The 16,918-nt window shown below is 60.5% G+C and carries 20 protein-coding genes and 1 tRNA gene; 7 read left to right on the top strand and 14 right to left on the bottom strand.

Annotated elements, in window-relative coordinates; genetic code table 11:
* Positions 1-46 precede the first annotated feature (46 nt).
* Together HX821_RS16290 and aat are read right to left on the bottom strand one after the other, a co-directional pair.
* The gene (locus HX821_RS16290) at positions 47-754 is read right to left on the bottom strand and encodes an arginyltransferase (protein WP_003219609.1); all 708 of its coding nucleotides are present in this window, start codon (positions 752-754) and stop codon (positions 47-49) included.
* Between the two features lie 55 nt (positions 755-809).
* Complete coding sequence (gene aat / locus HX821_RS16295) at positions 810-1,490, bottom strand: leucyl/phenylalanyl-tRNA--protein transferase (RefSeq protein WP_003219611.1); 681 nt, start codon at positions 1,488-1,490, stop codon at positions 810-812.
* A gap of 487 nt (positions 1,491-1,977) precedes the next feature.
* On the opposite strand from aat, the gene ftsK reads away from it, so the two are divergent.
* From ftsK to cysG, 6 genes are read left to right on the top strand one after another with little or no spacing between them, the layout of a single operon-like run.
* A complete protein-coding gene (ftsK, locus tag HX821_RS16300) occupies positions 1,978-4,386 on the top strand; it encodes a DNA translocase FtsK (protein WP_003219614.1) in 2,409 nt (802 codons plus the stop codon).
* A 57-nt stretch (positions 4,387-4,443) separates the two neighbouring features.
* Positions 4,444-5,067, top strand: coding sequence for an outer membrane lipoprotein chaperone LolA (lolA, locus tag HX821_RS16305; RefSeq protein WP_016975527.1), 624 nt, complete (start codon positions 4,444-4,446; stop codon positions 5,065-5,067).
* 27 nt (positions 5,068-5,094) lie between these two features.
* A complete protein-coding gene (locus tag HX821_RS16310) occupies positions 5,095-6,417 on the top strand; it encodes a replication-associated recombination protein A (RefSeq protein WP_010172481.1) in 1,323 nt (440 codons plus the stop codon).
* Positions 6,417-6,791: a fluoride efflux transporter CrcB gene (gene crcB / locus HX821_RS16315; protein WP_003219617.1), complete on the top strand. Its 375-nt coding sequence runs from the start codon at positions 6,417-6,419 to the stop codon at positions 6,789-6,791. Before HX821_RS16310 ends, crcB begins: the two co-directional genes overlap by 1 nt.
* A gap of 16 nt (positions 6,792-6,807) precedes the next feature.
* Positions 6,808-8,088 carry a serine--tRNA ligase gene (gene serS / locus HX821_RS16320; RefSeq protein ID WP_003219618.1) on the top strand — a complete coding sequence of 427 codons (1,281 nt, stop codon included), beginning with the start codon at positions 6,808-6,810 and terminating at the stop codon, positions 8,086-8,088.
* Positions 8,089-9,483, top strand: a complete 1,395-nt coding sequence (gene cysG / locus HX821_RS16325; protein ID WP_177036047.1) for a siroheme synthase CysG — start codon at positions 8,089-8,091, stop codon at positions 9,481-9,483.
* Between the two features lie 127 nt (positions 9,484-9,610).
* Here cysG and HX821_RS16330 read toward each other — a convergent pair whose 3' ends face one another.
* From HX821_RS16330 to HX821_RS16360, 7 genes are all read right to left on the bottom strand, one after another.
* Positions 9,611-10,606, bottom strand: coding sequence for a glutathione S-transferase family protein (locus HX821_RS16330; RefSeq protein WP_102369436.1), 996 nt, complete (start codon positions 10,604-10,606; stop codon positions 9,611-9,613).
* 88 nt (positions 10,607-10,694) lie between these two features.
* Positions 10,695-11,696, bottom strand: coding sequence for a glycosyl transferase family protein (locus tag HX821_RS16335; protein WP_102369435.1), 1,002 nt, complete (start codon positions 11,694-11,696; stop codon positions 10,695-10,697).
* Entirely contained in the window at positions 11,693-12,028 is a 336-nt protein-coding gene (locus HX821_RS16340) for a TusE/DsrC/DsvC family sulfur relay protein (protein ID WP_008431552.1), read from the bottom strand. The genes HX821_RS16335 and HX821_RS16340 overlap by 4 nt, the downstream gene beginning before the upstream one ends.
* Positions 12,025-12,318, bottom strand: a complete 294-nt coding sequence (gene tusB / locus HX821_RS16345; RefSeq protein WP_003219628.1) for a sulfurtransferase complex subunit TusB — start codon at positions 12,316-12,318, stop codon at positions 12,025-12,027. Before tusB ends, HX821_RS16340 begins: the two co-directional genes overlap by 4 nt.
* The gene (gene tusC / locus HX821_RS16350) at positions 12,318-12,668 is read right to left on the bottom strand and encodes a sulfurtransferase complex subunit TusC (RefSeq protein WP_008431550.1); all 351 of its coding nucleotides are present in this window, start codon (positions 12,666-12,668) and stop codon (positions 12,318-12,320) included. Before tusC ends, tusB begins: the two co-directional genes overlap by 1 nt.
* A 1-nt stretch (position 12,669) precedes the next feature.
* Positions 12,670-13,062, bottom strand: coding sequence for a sulfurtransferase complex subunit TusD (tusD, locus tag HX821_RS16355; protein ID WP_003219632.1), 393 nt, complete (start codon positions 13,060-13,062; stop codon positions 12,670-12,672).
* A gap of 89 nt (positions 13,063-13,151) precedes the next feature.
* Complete coding sequence (locus HX821_RS16360) at positions 13,152-13,823, bottom strand: Bax inhibitor-1/YccA family protein (RefSeq protein WP_003219636.1); 672 nt, start codon at positions 13,821-13,823, stop codon at positions 13,152-13,154.
* A 152-nt stretch (positions 13,824-13,975) separates the two neighbouring features.
* Between HX821_RS16360 and HX821_RS16365 the strand changes: the two genes are divergently transcribed.
* Positions 13,976-14,066 (top strand) — tRNA-Ser (locus HX821_RS16365).
* 116 nt (positions 14,067-14,182) lie between these two features.
* Here the strand turns inward: HX821_RS16365 and HX821_RS16370 are convergent.
* The 5 genes from HX821_RS16370 to HX821_RS16395 all read right to left on the bottom strand — a co-directional run bounded on the left by HX821_RS16370 (position 14,183) and on the right by HX821_RS16395 (position 16,901).
* On the bottom strand, positions 14,183-15,232 hold the full coding sequence (locus HX821_RS16370) for a tyrosine-type recombinase/integrase (RefSeq protein WP_177036048.1): 1,050 nt from the start codon (positions 15,230-15,232) through the stop codon (positions 14,183-14,185).
* A 1-nt stretch (position 15,233) separates the two neighbouring features.
* The gene (locus HX821_RS16375; protein ID WP_177036089.1) at positions 15,234-15,509 is read right to left on the bottom strand and encodes a DUF4224 domain-containing protein; all 276 of its coding nucleotides are present in this window, start codon (positions 15,507-15,509) and stop codon (positions 15,234-15,236) included.
* A 218-nt stretch (positions 15,510-15,727) separates the two neighbouring features.
* On the bottom strand, positions 15,728-16,270 hold the full coding sequence (locus tag HX821_RS16385; protein WP_177036049.1) for a phosphohydrolase: 543 nt from the start codon (positions 16,268-16,270) through the stop codon (positions 15,728-15,730).
* Positions 16,267-16,488, bottom strand: coding sequence for a hypothetical protein (locus HX821_RS16390; protein ID WP_177036050.1), 222 nt, complete (start codon positions 16,486-16,488; stop codon positions 16,267-16,269). The genes HX821_RS16385 and HX821_RS16390 overlap by 4 nt, the downstream gene beginning before the upstream one ends.
* A complete protein-coding gene (locus tag HX821_RS16395) occupies positions 16,485-16,901 on the bottom strand; it encodes a hypothetical protein (protein WP_177036051.1) in 417 nt (138 codons plus the stop codon). The genes HX821_RS16390 and HX821_RS16395 overlap by 4 nt, the downstream gene beginning before the upstream one ends.
* Between the last annotated feature and the right edge of the window lie 17 nt (positions 16,902-16,918).

The following is a 16,918-nucleotide window of genomic DNA, read 5'->3' on the forward strand; positions in this document are numbered from 1 at the left end:
AGCGGCGTGCATTGTGCCCGAAAAAGGGTGTTTAAGCCAAGAGGTTCTAGTTCAACGTGACCCATCTTTGGTTAATTAGCAGCTCAATGGGCCGATATTGGGTCTTGTAGTTCATCTTTTTGCAGTTTTTTATCCAGTATCCGAGGTACACCGCCTCCAATTCCAGGCGCAAGGCTTCACCGATCTGCCACAGGATCGCAAAGCGTCCCAGGCTGCGCCGTTCCTCGGCGGGCTCATAAAAGGTGTAGACCGCCGACAGGCCATTGGGCAGCAGGTCAGTCACGGCGACCGCCACCAGTCGTCCCTCGAGCCGAAACTCATAGAAGCGCGAGAAGGGCAGGTCGCGCACCAGGAAGGTGGAAAACTGGTCGCGGCTGGGCGGGAACATGTCGCCGTCGGCGTGGCGCTGTTCGATGTAGCGTTGGTAAAGGTCGAAATATTCTTCGCTGAAGCCGGGTTTGGTGGCGGTAACGGTCAGGTCGGCGTTGCGCTTCAGGATGCGTTTCTGGTTGCGGTCCGGCAGGAACTGCGCCACCGGGATGCGCGCCGGTACGCAGGCGTTGCAGTTCTGGCAGTGCGGCCGGTAAAGGTGGTCGCCGCTGCGCCGGAAGCCCATTTCCGACAAATCGGCATACACATGCACGTCCATCGGCTGGCTGGGGTCGAGGAACAGCGTGGTGGCCTGCTCATCGGGCAGATAGCTGCATGAGTGGGGTTGAGTGGCATAAAACTTCAAACGCGCCAGCTCGGTCATGATCAACCCTCGGATAAGCTTTGAAATAAGTGTAAGCCAGGTGCGGGGAAGTCGCCTAGGAAACCCACGGAGCAGAGCTGGTTTGGTCCAAATGGTCGCGCAGGTAGTTGGCGAAGTCGCTGCGGGGAATGGCGCGGGCGCCGAGGCTGTGCAGGTGATCGGTGGGCATCTGGCAGTCGATCAGCACAAAGCCCCAGGCCTGTAGTTGCCGAACCAGGGTGGCAAAGCCGTATTTCGAGGCGTTGTCGGCGCGACTGAACATGGACTCGCCGAAAAACAACTGGCCCATCGCCAGGCCGTACAGGCCGCCCACCAGTTCGCCCGCGTCCCACACCTCCACCGAATGCGCATAGCCGCGCTGGTGCAGTTGCAGGTAGGCGTTCTGCATGGCTTCGGTGATCCAGGTGCCATCGGCATAACTGCGCGGCGCCGCGCACGCCTGGATGACCGCAGCGAAGTCCTGGTCGAAGGTCACTGTGTAACGCTGCTGGCGCAACAATTTGCCGAGGCTGCGGGAAACGTGCAGCTCATCGGGGAAGAGTACGGTGCGTGGGTCGGGCGACCACCAGAGGATGGGCTGGCCTTCCGAGAACCAGGGAAAGCAGCCGTGGCGGTAGGCCTGGATCAGGCGGTCGGCCGACAGGTCGCCACCGGCCGCGAGCAGGCCATTGGGTTCGCGCATGGCCTTGGCCAGCGGTGGGAAGGTCAGGGTGTTGCGTTGTAACCAGGTCAGCATGGCATCCAGGCTTACGGAAGGGGAGGGCGGAAACGGCGATGTTGTCCGTTGCAAGAGCTGTGATTATTGTCGACGAAACGCTCTGGGGCTACCCCGAACATGGGATCGGTGCAGATAAGCATGAACGGGTGTTTCTGCAACTCTATGCCGGGGGCGTGGTCGTAATCGCGTACGTCGGTCGGCAAGCTAGCCTGGATTGGCAAAAACAGCTCATAAGCCTTTGTCAGTAAAGACAATGCATGCTCAAATTGAACGTTATGAAATTGAACATTGGCTATGCTGTGTAACGTAGGGCCAAGTGCGTGGCATCGCGCACACAAACCCGTACAATGCGGCCATTGGGGCGTTATCGCCGTTTCATGAATCAGTAGCAGGGTGTTAAAAGTAGCTCCACTGGCACTCGTTCATTTTTTACCTGCCCGGATTGGGCAGTGTTTTGCAGTCATTCAACAGATGGACGCGCTAAAGGCGCAGGAAAAGACCCGTTTTGAAGAAATCCGCCGCAACACCTAAAGCCGCAGTCGTGCCCGCCTGGCGCCAGCACCTGCACTACCGACTCAAGGAAGGTGCACTGATCGCCATCGGCGCGCTGTGCCTGTTCCTGATGATGGCCTTGCTTACCTATGGCAAGGACGATCCAGGCTGGAGCCACAACAGCAAGATCGAAGACGTGCAGAACTTCGGTGGTCCGGCCGGCTCCTACAGCGCCGACATCCTGTTCATGGTGCTGGGTTACTTCGCTTACATCTTCCCGTTGCTGCTGGCCATCAAGACCTGGCAGATCTTCCGCCAGCGTCACGAGCCGTGGCAATGGAGCGGCTGGCTGTTCTCCTGGCGCCTGATCGGCCTGGTGTTCCTGGTGTTGTCCGGCGCGGCCCTGGCCCATATCCATTTCCATGCACCTACCGGTCTGCCGGCCGGTGCCGGCGGCGCTCTGGGCGAAAGCCTCGGCGACCTGGCCCGCAGGACCCTGAACATCCAGGGCAGCACCCTGATGTTTATTGCGCTGTTCCTGTTCGGCCTCACCGTGTTTACCGACCTGTCCTGGTTCAAGGTCATGGACGTGACCGGCAAGATCACCCTCGACCTGCTCGAACTGTTCCAGGGCGCGGCCAATCGCTGGTGGTCGGCCCGGGTGGACCGCAAACGCATGGTTGCGCAACTGCGCGAGGTGGATACCCGCGTCAACGAGGTGGTAGCCCCGAGCACGCCGGACCGGCGTGAGCAGGCCAAGGTCAAGGAACGCCTGATCGAACGCGAGCAGGCCCTGACCAAGCACATGTCGGACCGCGAGAAGCAAGTGCCGCCGGTGATTGCCCCTGCGCCGCCGAAGGCCCCCGAGCCGAGCCATCGCGTGCAGAAAGAGAAACAGGCGCCGTTGTTTGTCGACAGCGCCGTGGAAGGCACCTTGCCGCCGATCTCGATTCTTGATCCTGCGGAAAAGAAACAGCTCAATTACTCCCCTGAATCCCTGGCGGCCGTCGGCCACCTGCTGGAAATCAAGCTCAAGGAATTCGGCGTCGAAGTCTCGGTGGATTCGATCCACCCGGGCCCGGTGATTACCCGCTACGAAATCCAGCCGGCTGCCGGCGTCAAGGTCAGCCGCATTTCCAACCTGGCCAAGGATCTGGCGCGTTCGCTGGCCGTGACCAGCGTGCGGGTGGTGGAAGTGATTCCGGGAAAGACTACCGTCGGTATCGAGATTCCCAACGAAGACCGGCAGATCGTGCGCTTCTCCGAAGTGCTGTCGACCCCGGAATACGACAACTTCAAATCTCCGGTCACCCTGGCCCTGGGCCACGACATCGGCGGCAAGCCGGTGATCACCGACCTGGCGAAAATGCCCCACTTGCTGGTCGCCGGTACCACCGGTTCCGGTAAGTCGGTGGGTGTGAACGCGATGATCCTGTCGATCCTGTTCAAGTCGGGCCCGGATGACGCCAAGCTGATCATGATCGACCCGAAAATGCTTGAGCTGTCGATCTACGAAGGCATTCCACACCTGTTGTGCCCGGTGGTGACCGACATGAAGGATGCGGCCAACGCCCTGCGCTGGAGCGTTGCCGAGATGGAGCGGCGCTACAAGCTGATGGCGAAGATGGGTGTGCGTAACCTGTCGGGCTTCAACGCCAAGGTCAAGGAAGCCCAGGACGCCGGCACGCCGCTGACCGACCCGTTGTACAAGCGTGAAAGCATCCACGACGAAGCGCCGCTGTTGACCAAATTGCCGACCATCGTGGTGGTGGTCGACGAATTTGCCGACATGATGATGATCGTCGGCAAGAAGGTCGAAGAGCTGATCGCCCGTATCGCCCAGAAGGCGCGGGCCGCCGGGATCCACTTGATCCTCGCGACCCAGCGTCCGTCGGTGGACGTGATCACCGGCCTGATCAAGGCCAACATCCCGACCCGCATGGCGTTCCAGGTGTCGAGCAAGATCGATTCCCGGACCATCATCGACCAGGGCGGCGCCGAGCAACTGCTGGGCCACGGTGACATGCTCTACATGCCGCCGGGCACCAGTTTGCCGATCCGTGTCCACGGCGCGTTCGTCTCCGACGATGAGGTGCACCGTGTGGTGGAGGCCTGGAAGCTGCGTGGCGCCCCGGAATACAACGACGACATCCTCGCCGGCGTCGAAGAGGCCGGCAGCGGCTTCGACGGTGGCAGCGGCGGTGGCGACGATGATGCCGAGACCGATGCGCTCTACGACGAAGCGGTGCAGTTCGTGCTTGAAAGCCGCCGCGCCTCGATCTCCGCCGTACAGCGCAAGCTGAAGATTGGCTACAACCGCGCTGCCCGCATGATCGAAGCCATGGAAATGGCCGGCGTGGTCACCTCGATGAACACCAACGGCTCGCGCGAAGTGATTGCGCCAGCGCAGATGCGTGACTGATTACGTGCCGCGTGGCAACACGCGGCACGCCTTGCAACCGAATCTAAGAGGACTCCCATGCGTCTTATCCGCATGCTGTTGTTGCCTGCATTGGCCCTGACTGCTGTTTCGGCTCATGCTGACCCGGCTTCCGTCGCCAGCCTGAAAAACCTGTTGGACAAATCCCAGACCCTGACCGCGCGCTTCTCCCAGCTTACGCTGGATGCCGGTGGCACCCAGTTGCAGGAAACCGCCGGCGAGATGGCTGTGCAGCGCCCAGGGCTGTTCTACTGGCACACAGAAGGCAAGGCCGAGCAGACCATCGTCTCTGACGGCCAAAAAGTCACCCTGTGGGACCCGGACCTGGAGCAGGCGACCATCAAGAAGCTCGACCCGCGCCTGAACCAGACGCCAGCGCTGTTGCTGTCGGGCGATGTGTCGAAGATCAACGACAGCTTCGACATTACCTCCAAGCAGACCAGCAACGTGATTGAATTCACCCTTAAGCCGAAATCCAAGGACACGCTCTTTGACACGCTGTCCCTGTCGTTTGGCAACGGCGTGATCAACAACATGCGCCTGGTTGACAGCGTCGGCCAGCGCACCGATATCCTGTTCTCCGGGGTCAAGGCCAACCAGCCGGTACCGGCATCCAAGTTCAAGTTCGACATCCCGAAGGGTGCCGACGTGATCCAGGAATAAACTGCCCAGAGGTTTCAAACGCTGCCCATGGACCTGTTTCGAAGTGACCCGATTGCTCAGCCTCTGGCGGCGCGCCTGCGCTCGACCAACCTGGACGAGTACGTCGGGCAGGAACACCTGCTCGCCCGCGGCAAGCCTTTGCGCGAGGCCCTTGAGCAGGGTGCGCTGCACTCGATGATTTTCTGGGGGCCGCCGGGCGTGGGTAAAACCACCCTGGCGCGGCTCCTGGCAAAAGTCTCGGATGCACACTTCGAGACGGTCTCGGCGGTGCTGGCCGGGGTCAAGGAGATCCGCCAGGCGGTGGAAGTCGCCAAGCAGCAGGCCGGGCAGTACGGCAAGCGCACCATCCTGTTCGTCGACGAAGTGCATCGCTTCAACAAGTCGCAGCAGGATGCGTTCTTGCCGTATGTCGAAGACGGCACGCTGATCTTTATTGGTGCCACCACCGAAAACCCGTCCTTTGAACTGAACAATGCCTTGCTGTCCCGGGCGCGTGTCTATGTGCTCAAGAGCCTCGATGAAGCCGCGATGCAGAAGCTCTTGCAGCGCGCGCTTAGCGAAGACAAGGGCCTGGGCAAGCGCCAGTTGAGTGTCAGTGAGGAAGGCTTCAAGATCCTGCTGACTGCTGCGGATGGCGACGGTCGACGTTTTCTCAATCTGCTGGAAAACGCTTCCGACCTGGCCGAGGATGGCAGCGAAATCGGCGTCGACTTGCTGCAGAGCCTGTTGGGCGACACCCGCCGGCGTTTCGACAAGGGCGGCGAAGCGTTCTACGACCAGATTTCCGCGCTGCACAAATCTGTGCGCGGCTCCAACCCTGACGGCGCGCTGTACTGGTTTGCGCGGATGATCGACGGCGGTTGCGACCCGTTGTACCTCGCCCGGCGCGTGGTGCGCATGGCCAGCGAAGATATCGGCAATGCCGACCCGCGTGCGCTGAGCCTGTGCCTGGCCGCCTGGGAAGTGCAGGAACGCCTGGGCAGCCCGGAAGGCGAGTTGGCGGTGGCCCAGGCCATCACCTATCTGGCCTGCGCACCGAAGAGCAACGCGGTGTACATGGGCTTCAAGTCCGCCCTGCGTGCTGCCGCCGAGCATGGTTCCCTGGAAGTGCCGCTGCACCTGCGCAATGCGCCGACCAAGCTGATGAAGCAACTCGGCTACGGCGATGAATACCGCTACGCCCACGATGAGCCGGACGCCTATGCGGCTGGCGAAGATTACTTCCCGGATGACCTTGAGCCGCAGCCGTTCTACCAGCCGGTGCCCCGCGGCCTGGAACTGAAGATCGGCGAAAAGCTCAATCACCTTGCCCAACTTGACCGGCTCAGTCCGAAACAGCGGAGAAAGTAGTGCTCAGAACGATTCTTGCCGTGTCCGTGGCCGGCATCGCTGGTACATTATTGCGTTTCGCCACCAGCACGTGGGTCAGCGCCAATTGGCCGAAGCATTTTTATGCGGCGACCCTGGCGGTCAACCTGGTGGGCTGTTTGATCATCGGCTTGTTGTACGGGTGGTTTCTGCTTCGCCCGGAAGTGCCGATTGAGATTCGTGCCGGCTTGATTGTCGGTTTTGTAGGCGGTCTGACGACCTTTTCATCCTTTTCACTGGACACGCTACGCCTGCTGGAAAGCGGGCAGGCACCGGTCGCCTTCGGGTACCTGGCCGTCAGCGTGTTCGGCGGGCTGCTCGCCACCTGGGCTGGCCTGTCCTTGACCAAACTTTGATAAACGAGAGACCGACATGCTCGATTCCAAACTGTTACGTAGCAACCTTCAGGACGTAGCGGACCGCCTGGCATCCCGTGGCTTTGCCTTGGATGTTGCGCGCATCGAAGCGCTGGAAGAACAGCGCAAGACCGTCCAGACCCGCACCGAAGCACTGCAGGCTGAGCGTAATGCGCGTTCCAAATCCATCGGTCAGGCCAAGCAGCGCGGCGAAGACATCGCGCCGTTGATGGCGGACGTCGAGCGTATGGCTGGCGAGTTGGCTTCCGGCAAAGTCGAGCTGGACGTTATCCAGACCGAACTGGACTCGATCCTGCTGGGCATCCCGAACCTGCCGCACGAATCCGTGCCGATCGGCGAAGACGAAGACGGCAACGTCGAAGTCCGTCGCTGGGGCACGCCAAAAGCCTTCGATTTCGAGATCAAGGACCACGTCGCCCTGGGCGAACTGACCGGTGGCCTGGACTTCGAAACGGCGGCCAAAATGTCCGGCGCGCGCTTTGCCTTGCTGCGTGGCCCGATTGCACGCATGCACCGCGCCCTGGCGCAGTTCATGATCAACCTGCACACCGGCGAGCACGGCTACGAAGAGGCTTACACCCCGTACCTGGTCCAGGCTCCGGCGCTGATGGGCACCAGCCAGCTGCCGAAATTCGAGGAAGACCTGTTCAAGATCAGCCGCGATGGCGAAGCCGACTTGTACCTGATCCCGACCGCCGAAGTATCGCTGACCAATATCGTGGCCGGGGAAATCCTCGACGCCAAGCAGTTGCCGATCAAGTTTGTCGCCCACTCGCCATGCTTTCGCAGCGAAGCCGGTGCATCGGGCCGCGACACCCGCGGCATGATTCGCCAGCACCAGTTCGACAAGGTCGAGATGGTGCAGGTTGTCGAGCCGTCGACTTCCATGGAAGCGCTGGAAGGCCTGACCGCCAACGCCGAACGCGTCCTGCAATTGCTGGAGCTGCCGTACCGCGTTCTGGCGCTGTGCACCGGCGACATGGGTTTCAGTGCCGTGAAGACTTACGACCTGGAAGTGTGGGTGCCGAGCCAGGACAAATACCGCGAGATTTCGTCGTGCTCCAACTGCGGTGATTTCCAGGCCCGTCGCATGCAGGCGCGTTTCCGTAACCCGGAAACCGGCAAGCCCGAGCTGGTCCACACCCTCAACGGTTCGGGCCTGGCAGTAGGCCGTACCCTGGTGGCCGTGCTGGAAAACTACCAGCAGGCTGACGGTTCGATCCGCGTGCCTGAAGTGCTCAAGCCGTACATGGCGGGCGTTGAGGTCATCGGCTAAATGGAATTTCTGCCGCTGTTTCATAACCTGCGCGGCAGTCGTGTGTTGGTCGTCGGTGGCGGGGAGATTGCCTTGCGCAAATCCCGGCTGCTGGCCGACGCCGGCGCGTTGTTGCGGGTGGTTGCTCCCCAGATTGAAGACCAGTTGCGTGAACTGGTGCAGGGCAGTGGCGGTGAACTGATTTTGCGTGGTTATCAGGAGGCCGACCTCGACGGTTGCACCCTGATCATCGCGGCGACCGACGACGAGCCGCTGAACGCGCAAGTGTCCAGCGATGCCCGGCGTCGTTGCGTACCGGTCAATGTGGTGGATGCGCCGGCCTTGTGCAGCGTGATCTTCCCGGCGATTGTCGACCGTTCGCCGTTGGTGATCGCAGTGTCCAGCGGCGGCGATGCGCCGGTGCTGGCACGGCTGATCCGGGCCAAGCTGGAAACCTGGATTCCGTCGACTTACGGCCAGTTGGCCGGGCTGGCGGCGCGGTTTCGCAGCCAGGTCAAAGTCTTGTTCCCGGATGTGCAGCAACGTCGCGCGTTCTGGGAAGATGTCTTCCAGGGCCCGATTGCTGATCGGCAACTGGCCGGGCAGGGCGATGAAGCCGAGCGTCTGCTGGTGGAGAAAATCAACGGCGCGCCGCCCCACGCACCGGGCGAAGTCTACCTGGTGGGCGCAGGCCCGGGTGATCCGGACCTGCTGACGTTCCGCGCCTTGCGCTTGATGCAACAGGCCGACGTGGTGCTGTACGACCGCCTGGTAGCGCCGGCGATTCTTGAATTGTGCCGTCGCGATGCCGAGCGGGTGTATGTCGGCAAGCGTCGCGCAGACCATGCGGTGCCGCAGGACCTGATCAACCAGCAACTGGTGGACCTGGCCAGGCAAGGCAAGCGCGTGCTGCGGCTCAAGGGTGGCGATCCGTTCATCTTTGGGCGTGGCGGTGAAGAGATCGAAGAGCTGGCGGCCCATGGCATCCCGTTCCAGGTGGTGCCGGGTATTACCGCGGCCAGTGGTTGCGCGGCGTATGCCGGTATTCCGCTGACCCACCGCGACTATGCGCAATCGGTTCGCTTCATTACCGGGCACTTGAAGGACGGGACTTCGGACCTGCCGTGGAGTGACCTGGTGGGCCCTTCGCAGACCCTGGTGTTCTACATGGGCTTGATCGGCTTGCCGATCATCTGCGAACAGCTGATCAAGCATGGTCGTTCGGCGGATACGCCGGCGGCGTTGATCCAGCAGGGCACTACGTCCAACCAGCGAGTGTTTACCGGCACCCTGGCTGACCTGCCACGCATGGTGGCGGAACATGAGGTTCATGCGCCGACACTGGTGATTGTGGGAGAAGTGGTGCAGTTGCGTGAGAAGCTGAAGTGGTTTGAAGGCGCTCAGTCGCAAGTCTGACACGTCTCCTGTGGCGAGAACGTCTCTGTGGCGAGGGAGCTTGCTCCCGCTGGAGTGCGAAGCGCTCCCAGGATTTTGGGGCCGCTGCTCAGCCCAGCGGGAGCAAGCTCCCTCGCCACAGGGTTTGTCAGCTCAAGATGCCTTTTCCGCTCAGTCTCGCGCGGTCATGCTCCGCCTCAAACGTCTGCAACGGCCCCTTCGGCACAATCCCCGTCGGATTAATCGTGCGGTGACTGGCGTAGTAATGCCCCTTGATGTGAGCAAAATCCACCGTCTCGGCAATCCCCGGCCACTGATACAACTCCCTTAGCCAGTTCGACAGGTTCGGATAATCCGCAATTCGCCGCAGGTTGCATTTGAAGTGGCTGTAGTACACCGCATCAAACCGAATCGCCGTGGTGAAAAGCCTTACATCGGCTTCAGTCAGGTATTCTCCCGCCAGGTAACGATGCTCACCCAAGTGCTGCTCAAGGTGATCCAGTTCGGCAAACACATCATCAAATGCGGCCTCATAAGCCTTTTGTGACGTGGCAAAGCCTGCGCGGTACACACCGTTGTTCACGGCGGGATAGATTCGATCGTTCAGTGCATCAATGGTCGAGCGCTGGGCTTCGGGATAGAAATCCAGTTGATTGCCGGTCAGTTCATTAAACGCACTGTTGAACATGCGAATAATCTCCGCCGACTCATTGCTGACAATCCGCTTGAGCTTCTTGTCCCACAACACCGGCACTGTGACCCGCCCGGTGTAGCTGGCGGTGTCGGCGGTGTAGCGTTGGTGCATGAAGGTGAAGTCGTCAAGCTTGTCGCCGCTGGAGCCATGGGCCTTGTCGAAGGTCCAGCCGTTTTCCAGCATCAGCCAACTGACCACCGACACGTCGATCAGGCTTTCCAAGCCTTTGAGCTTGCGCAGGATCAATGTGCGGTGCGCCCAGGGGCAGGCGAGGGATACGTATAAATGGTAACGACCGGCTTCAGCCGCGAAACCGCCTTCGCCGGTCGGGCCGGGTTCACCATCGGCGGTCACCCAGTTGCGGCGTTGCGCCTGCTCCCGTTGGAAGGCGCCGTCTGCGCTACTTTCGTACCACTGGTCATGCCAGCGTCCTTCGATCAGCAAACCCATGACTGACTCCTTGGCTAATAAGCGTTGGAGTGCAGTCTAAAGGTCTGAGTTCGAACAAAAAGCGCAAAGGCTGGGGGTTAATGATCGACTAAATCGATTTGTCCCGGGCATCCCAGTACTGTTGGGCCAGTTCGAACGCCTGTTCCCGCGGGTGGCCGAGGCCGCGCAAGGCCAGGGCCATGGTGGCGATCAGTGCCAGTTGCGGGTAGCTGTCCTGCACCTCACCGCGCCATAGCGCCTTCAAATGCTCGGGCTCCAGGGCCGCAGGCTTGACGTGGCGCTGGGCGGAGAGGGCGGGCCACTCTTCATCCCAGCTTTCGCCGCCGGTAGTGCCGTACAGGTGGCTGATGGTGTCCGGGTTGATCTCGATCTCGCCGCCGTCGCCCTTGATCACGATGCTGTTGTCGCCAAGCAGGCCGCTGGCATCGCGGTGTACGCCCTGGTAGCCCGGGTGGAAGATGCTTTGCAGGCCGCAGCGGGCGCTCAACGGGTTGAGGATGCGCGCCAGTGAATGGATCGGCGAGCGCAGGCCCAGGGTGTTGCGCAGGTCGATCATGCGCTGCAGTTGCGGCGCCCAGTCCCCCAGGGGAATAAACGCCAGGTTGCCCTGTTCAAGGGCCGCTTCCACCTGTTGCCAATTGCGGCACAACGGAATCTGCAAGCCATCCAGCAACTGCTCGGTGTAGAGCCGGCCTGCCGTATGCGCGCCGCCGCCGTGCATCAGGATACGCACGCCGTTCTGTGCCAGGCACTTGGCTGCCAGCAGGTACCACGGCAGGTGGCGTTTTTTACCGGCGTAGGTCGGCCAGTCGACATCCACATTGAGCGACGGTGCATTCAGGCGCTCGCGCACGGCTTCGGTGAAACCGGCGAGTTCCTCCGGGCTTTCTTCCTTGTGCCGCAGCAGCATGAGGAAGGCGCCGAGCTGGGTGTCTTCGACCTTCTCGTCCAGCAGCATGCCCATGGCTTCCCGGGCTTCCTCACGGGTGAGGTTGCGGGCGCCGCGCTTGCCTTTGCCGAGGATGCGCACGAACGGCGCGAACGGGTGCTCAGCAGGGGTTTCAGTGATCAACGGGGCAAAATCAGTCATAAGCAATTCGTCGGCCTGGGCAGGCCCGCCAGCTTGGCGGCGAGTTTGGCGGGAGTGCCTTTGAACAGTCGGTTGAGGTGCAGGCTGTTGCCCTTTTCCGGGCCCAGCTTCAAGGCGGTGTACTTGATCAGCGGGCGGGTGGCGGGCGACAGCTGGAATTCGGTATAAAAGCCGCGCAGCAGTTCGAGGATTTCCCAGTGTTCCGGGGTCAGCTCCAGCGCTTCGGTAGTAGCGAGGGCGTTGGCCACGTCGCTGGACCACTCGGTCAGGTCGACGAGGTAGCCGTCCTTGTCCAGTTCGAGGGTGCGTTCACCTACGGTCAAAGTGTTCATAGCCAGGTGTTGACCTTGTCATAGTCGATCGACAGCTGGACGAACGCCGGGTAATCGACACTGCCGGCCCATTCAGGCACGGCGAGGTTACGCGCCTGGCTGTCTTCGGCCAGTACAAACACTTTCACGCCCCTGGCCTGCAGGGCCTGGCAAGGCGCGCTGGCGGGTTGCAGGGCGTAGGCGCCGTCGCCGCACAGCAGGATCGCATCCTGGGTGCCACAGAGGCGCAGGCAGCTGTCCAGCCGGCTGTCGGTAAAAGGCGAGTGGGATACCACATGCAAGGTCGACATCAGAGGGTAATCACCTGGTCGTAACGGTCAATCATCTGTGAAATTTGTTCACTGCTCAGCGGCTGTGCGTTGCCGGAGGTGGCCAGCCCGCGCACGCCGAGGCTATGGCTGCAGGCAAACACCTCTTCGACGCCAAATAATTCCAGGGCCTGGAGGTTGGCGCTCAGGTCTTTCTGTTGCACGGCCCTGGCGTCCTGGCTCGCGGCCAGTTGAAACACGCCGTCATCCAGAAACAACAGGCCAATCGGCAAATCAAACGCGCCGCCAGCCAATACGATATCCAGCGCTTCACGGGCGCTGGGGCCGGACCACGGCGCCTGTCGGCTGATCACCAGCAAGGATTTCGACATGTCACGGCCCTCCGAAGCAGATCAAGCGGTCAGCGGACTGGGCGGCGTCATGCAACTGCCCAAGCCCGGACAATGCCCAAGGCGCGTCCAGGTTCACCGCGCTGCGCTGATAACGGGTGGCCTCTTCGGCATTCAGCACGCCACGGCGCAGGGCCGCGGCGATGCACACCACGCCATCAAGCTGATGCTCGCTGACAAACTCGCGCCACTGACGGGCAATATCCTGCTCGTCCTGCGGCGCAACAATGTTAGTGGACGCGCTGTAGACGCCATCCTGATAAAAAAACAGCCGCACAATCTCATGTCCACCCGCCAGCGCCGCCTGGGCGAACAGCAAGGCACGGCGCGAGGAGGGCGCATGGGCGGCGGAAAAAAGCGCAATCGCGAACTTCATGGAACACTCTGAAGGCAAAACCTGTGGCAATGATAAAGCCGCAGGCAACAAAAAGCCCGCCGAAGCGGGCTTTTTGCATGCGGCTGCGATCAGTCGTCGCGGCCCATGATGCCGAAGATCTGCAACAGGCTGATAAACAGGTTGTAGATCGATACATACAGGCTGATGGTGGCCATGATGTAGTTACGCTCGCCACCCTGGATGATTGCGCTGGTCTGGAACAGGATGCAGGCCGAGGAGAACAGCACGAAACCTGCGCTGATCGCCAGTTGCAGGCCGCTGATCTGGAAGAACATGCCTGCCAGTACGGCAGCCAGCAACACGAAGAAACCGGCGGTGATGAAACCACCCAGGAAGCTCATGTCCTTGCGGGAAATCAGCACGTAGGCCGACAGGCCGCCAAATACCAGGGCAGTCATGGCAAATGCCGAGCTGACCACTTCCGCGCCGCCGGCCATGCCGAGGTAGCGGTTAAGAATCGGGCCGAGGATAAAGCCCATGAAACCGGTCAGGGCAAACGCCGACACCAGGCCCCAGGCCGAGTCGCGCAGCTTGTTGGTCAGGAAGAACAGACCGTAGAAGCCGATCAGCACGACGAAGATATTCGGGTAGCCGACGCGCATTTGCTGGGCTACGAAGGCCATCACGCCGCTGAACGCGAGGGTGAGAGCGAGCAAGCCGTACGTATTGCGCAGGACGCGGCTAACTTCTAGCTGCTCAGCCTGCGCGTTTCCATTCACTGCGTAATTTTGTTCGCGCATGGCGACACTCCTTCAGTTTTGAAACATTCAGTCGCAAGGATCATAACAGACGCTCTGTAACAAGCTATGGCGAGAGTTTGACAGTGTGTTTCATTCGGGTATTATGGCGCCCGCTGAGGCAGGATGAGCTACGCTAATCCTGTGTTGCACAAGGGAAATTGGCAGAGTGGTTGAATGCACCGGTCTTGAAAACCGGCGAACGTTAATAGCGTTCCCAGGGTTCGAATCCCTGGTTTCCCGCCAAGATTTACTCAAAAGCCCCGCTATTGCGGGGCTTTTGTGTTTCTGGGGTTTGGGTGGAACATGACGGTTTTTGAGAGGCGTTCCGAAACTTTCGGGTAGGCGTTCCGAAACTTTGCCTATTTTGATGGTTTAGCAGTGGCGCCAATCCTCCTGTAAACCCGTTTTGTGATCTCCTGCTTACTGTGCCCTAGTAGCAGGCTTGCGTCGCCAATATCGATGATTTCCGATGCTGCTTTCGGTCGGATGTCGCGAAACTGAAAACCGCCAATCTTCGCGGCGAGGAGCGGATCGCCCTCTTCGATTGCTTTGGCACAAGCCTTCTCCCGCGCCTTGTCCCAGCGCAAGCGCAGCATTCCCTTCGTCATTCGCTTTCCGTGTCTGTTTATCAGCAAGTACTTCGAGAGGTGACCGGCATTCCTCTCCGTAATTTCCCGAATCAACCTACCCAAGCTGTTTTCTCCCTCCTCTGTGCACATCAGGATCCTTAGCTTCAGCCCTGTCTTGCCTTGCGTGACCAAGAAGTAATCGCCCTCAACGTCGTCCCTGCGCATGACGATCACGTCTGCTGGCCGCTGGCCTGTCAGGTAGCCCAGGTCCATGGCTTCTTTTAGTTCAGGCTCAGCCATCCCGTAGACCGCGTCCCAAACCGCGGCATTCGCGTAGTAGTCACGCGGCGTTTCCTTGTTCTTACGGATGCCCTGGCACGGGTTCTCCCGCTCGGTCAGACCCCATTCCCGCGCCATGTTGAAAACGTGGGAGAGTAGGGCGATCTCCCGATTGGCCCGTACCTTGGCGGTACGGGCGTCGCGGTATCCAGCGATGCTGGCTGGTGTGATTGAGTCGATGGGCGCTCCATCGAACATGGGCCGCAATTGTTTGAGTTCGGCCAGATTGTCCTTTTGGGTGCGCTCGCCTTTTTTCGGAATGACGTCGCGGACGTATCGATCAAAGATCCCCTTCATCATCGTCAGATCGGCTGGTTTTTCTTTGGACTCAAGCTCTGCCCACTTCAATCGGGCTTTGCTCAAGTCTCCCCCAAGCGGGATCTCCTTTCCCGTTGAGTCTCTGTAGTAATAACCCACCCACACTTTACCGTTCTTGCGAGGGCGTTTTCTCCGAACCATTCCCGGTGGTAAGTCCCTGTTTTCGGTGTTTCGAGGTCGCATCTCAGTTCACCCTGGAGAAGTCAGGTGTCCAAGCTGGTGTCGCCGGCGGTGTGCTCTGTTCTGCGAACGTTGGACTGGTCATGCCAAGCTTCATACGAGCGTACATGCGCCCGACCAATGGGCGGCCACCACGGCTCTCAACGAATACCCAATTGCGGTCGTTGAGCCATCTCCGTTGATGGGCTCGCTGCTTGTATCCAGTAAGGTCGGCCAGTTCTTCGTCCGAGAAAATTTCAGTTTCTAAAGTTCTGGTGAGCGAATGGTGCGCATACCCCAAGACAGGCTGCGCGAGCGGGCGCTCCTGAGCGTTAAGCGTTGCATCAGCGAGCGCTGCCCCGCGCAGCTTTTCGTGGGGTAGAAGTGCCTCGGCAGTGGCGTTGGAAGGAGCAGTAATGCCTGCTGCTGCGCAGCAGAGACTGTTTGTTTCTAGCGTGTCGCCACCACTGGCTGTGCGGAGCAAAGCGGGCAGGGCGCTGGTGTTCTCCTGGTGATTCGTCATGCCGCTTTCCTCCGGTGTTCGATAGCGAGTTGGTCCATCAGGCGCTGGTGATAGGTGAGTCGAGCTTCTGCTGCAGGCCATGGGCGGATGGTTTCGTCCGTGGGTTCGATGCCGACCAAGCAATCCCAGATAGCCGGATCGGTTGGCATGAGGTCGCGTCGCTCTGTCGGCAGCGCAATCAGGTCGGCCTTGTAGATGCAGGCGGGGAGTTCTGGGGCGATGTCGAACCGCTCGCAAACGCGCCACCAGATACAGTCCTCGAAGTGTTGGTAGGCGCTGATCCACTGCTTGAGTGGCCGCGTCATGTCGCCCAGGTACGCCGCGGGTGCGTCGTGGAGCAAGGCCGTGAGTTTGTATTCCTCCGGCACCAACTCGGCGACGATGCAGCTGTGTTGGGCCACGCTGTAGAACTCGCGGGTGTGGCCGTTGAATCGACACAGGTGGGCCAGCGAGTGCGAGATGTCCCGTGGATCGATCATGTCGGCGTCAGGCTCGAACAGGTCAAAGCGCTTGCCGGTGGAGGTGAGGATCCAGTTCATGCGGCCTCCTTCACGAGATCGGCCAGTAGCAGGGCGTTGTTGGTTGATTTGTGCAACTGGCGCAGAGCCTCGTAGCCGATCAGGGCCTTCAACTGCCGGTCAAATTCCTTGTTATAGCGGGTCAGTGCGCGCAGATCCTTGATTGCCTTGGTGTGCTGCTGTTGCAGGGTTCCGGCGGCTTGAGGTGTCAGGCGCAGCATCGGGATGGCGAGGCTCATGCTGCGTTCTCCTGTACGGCTGGCTCCAGCTGGGCTGCCATGTCCAAGGCTTTATTGCGCAGGGCAAGGGCTTGCGCGGCCTGGGTCTGGGAGTTCACGGCGCGGAAGGTATCGGCGGCGAGTTTGAGTTTTTCGGCGATGGCCAGAAGGTTTTGGTGGTTGTCAGGGCTCAGTTTTTGGTTGTCGATGAGCTTCCTGTGCCGCAGGGCCAGGTGTTTGTGGTCGGCACGGATGAAGCCCAGAGAGGCTTCCAATGCCTTGATGACCTTGGCGCTGTCGGCCCGCTCGGTGTTTTTGCCTTCCTCTATCCCAGTTGCCAAGCCATCGGTTAAGCCGCCTTTGTACCCTACCCAATAAAGGATGGTCAGTACGGTAACGATGCTGATCAGTGCGCAGATTTGTATTGCCGTCATGTGGTGTGCTCCTGGTG

The sequence above is a fragment of the Pseudomonas sp. B6001 genome (assembly GCF_013386015.1).
Classification (GTDB): domain Bacteria; phylum Pseudomonadota; class Gammaproteobacteria; order Pseudomonadales; family Pseudomonadaceae; genus Aquipseudomonas.

Bases quoted from the DNA above. Each gene is read 5' to 3' on its own strand.
- HX821_RS16370 (WP_177036048.1), bottom strand. From the start codon at position 15,232: ATGCGACCTCGAAACACCGAAAACAGGGACTTACCACCGGGAATGGTT.
- HX821_RS16395 (WP_177036051.1), bottom strand. From the start codon at position 16,901: ATGACGGCAATACAAATCTGCGCACTGATCAGCATCGTTACCGTACTG.
- tusC (WP_008431550.1), bottom strand. From the start codon at position 12,668: ATGTCGAAATCCTTGCTGGTGATCAGCCGACAGGCGCCGTGGTCCGGC.
- cysG (WP_177036047.1), top strand. From the start codon at position 8,089: ATGGAATTTCTGCCGCTGTTTCATAACCTGCGCGGCAGTCGTGTGTTG.
- HX821_RS16290 (WP_003219609.1), bottom strand. From the start codon at position 754: ATGACCGAGCTGGCGCGTTTGAAGTTTTATGCCACTCAACCCCACTCA.
- HX821_RS16330 (WP_102369436.1), bottom strand. From the start codon at position 10,606: ATGGGTTTGCTGATCGAAGGACGCTGGCATGACCAGTGGTACGAAAGT.
- tusD (WP_003219632.1), bottom strand. From the start codon at position 13,062: ATGAAGTTCGCGATTGCGCTTTTTTCCGCCGCCCATGCGCCCTCCTCG.
- HX821_RS16385 (WP_177036049.1), bottom strand. From the start codon at position 16,270: ATGAACTGGATCCTCACCTCCACCGGCAAGCGCTTTGACCTGTTCGAG.
- serS (WP_003219618.1), top strand. From the start codon at position 6,808: ATGCTCGATTCCAAACTGTTACGTAGCAACCTTCAGGACGTAGCGGAC.
- HX821_RS16310 (WP_010172481.1), top strand. From the start codon at position 5,095: ATGGACCTGTTTCGAAGTGACCCGATTGCTCAGCCTCTGGCGGCGCGC.
- HX821_RS16335 (WP_102369435.1), bottom strand. From the start codon at position 11,696: ATGACTGATTTTGCCCCGTTGATCACTGAAACCCCTGCTGAGCACCCG.
- HX821_RS16390 (WP_177036050.1), bottom strand. From the start codon at position 16,488: ATGAGCCTCGCCATCCCGATGCTGCGCCTGACACCTCAAGCCGCCGGA.
- lolA (WP_016975527.1), top strand. From the start codon at position 4,444: ATGCGTCTTATCCGCATGCTGTTGTTGCCTGCATTGGCCCTGACTGCT.
- tusB (WP_003219628.1), bottom strand. From the start codon at position 12,318: ATGTCGACCTTGCATGTGGTATCCCACTCGCCTTTTACCGACAGCCGG.
- aat (WP_003219611.1), bottom strand. From the start codon at position 1,490: ATGCTGACCTGGTTACAACGCAACACCCTGACCTTCCCACCGCTGGCC.
- HX821_RS16340 (WP_008431552.1), bottom strand. From the start codon at position 12,028: ATGAACACTTTGACCGTAGGTGAACGCACCCTCGAACTGGACAAGGAC.
- HX821_RS16360 (WP_003219636.1), bottom strand. From the start codon at position 13,823: ATGCGCGAACAAAATTACGCAGTGAATGGAAACGCGCAGGCTGAGCAG.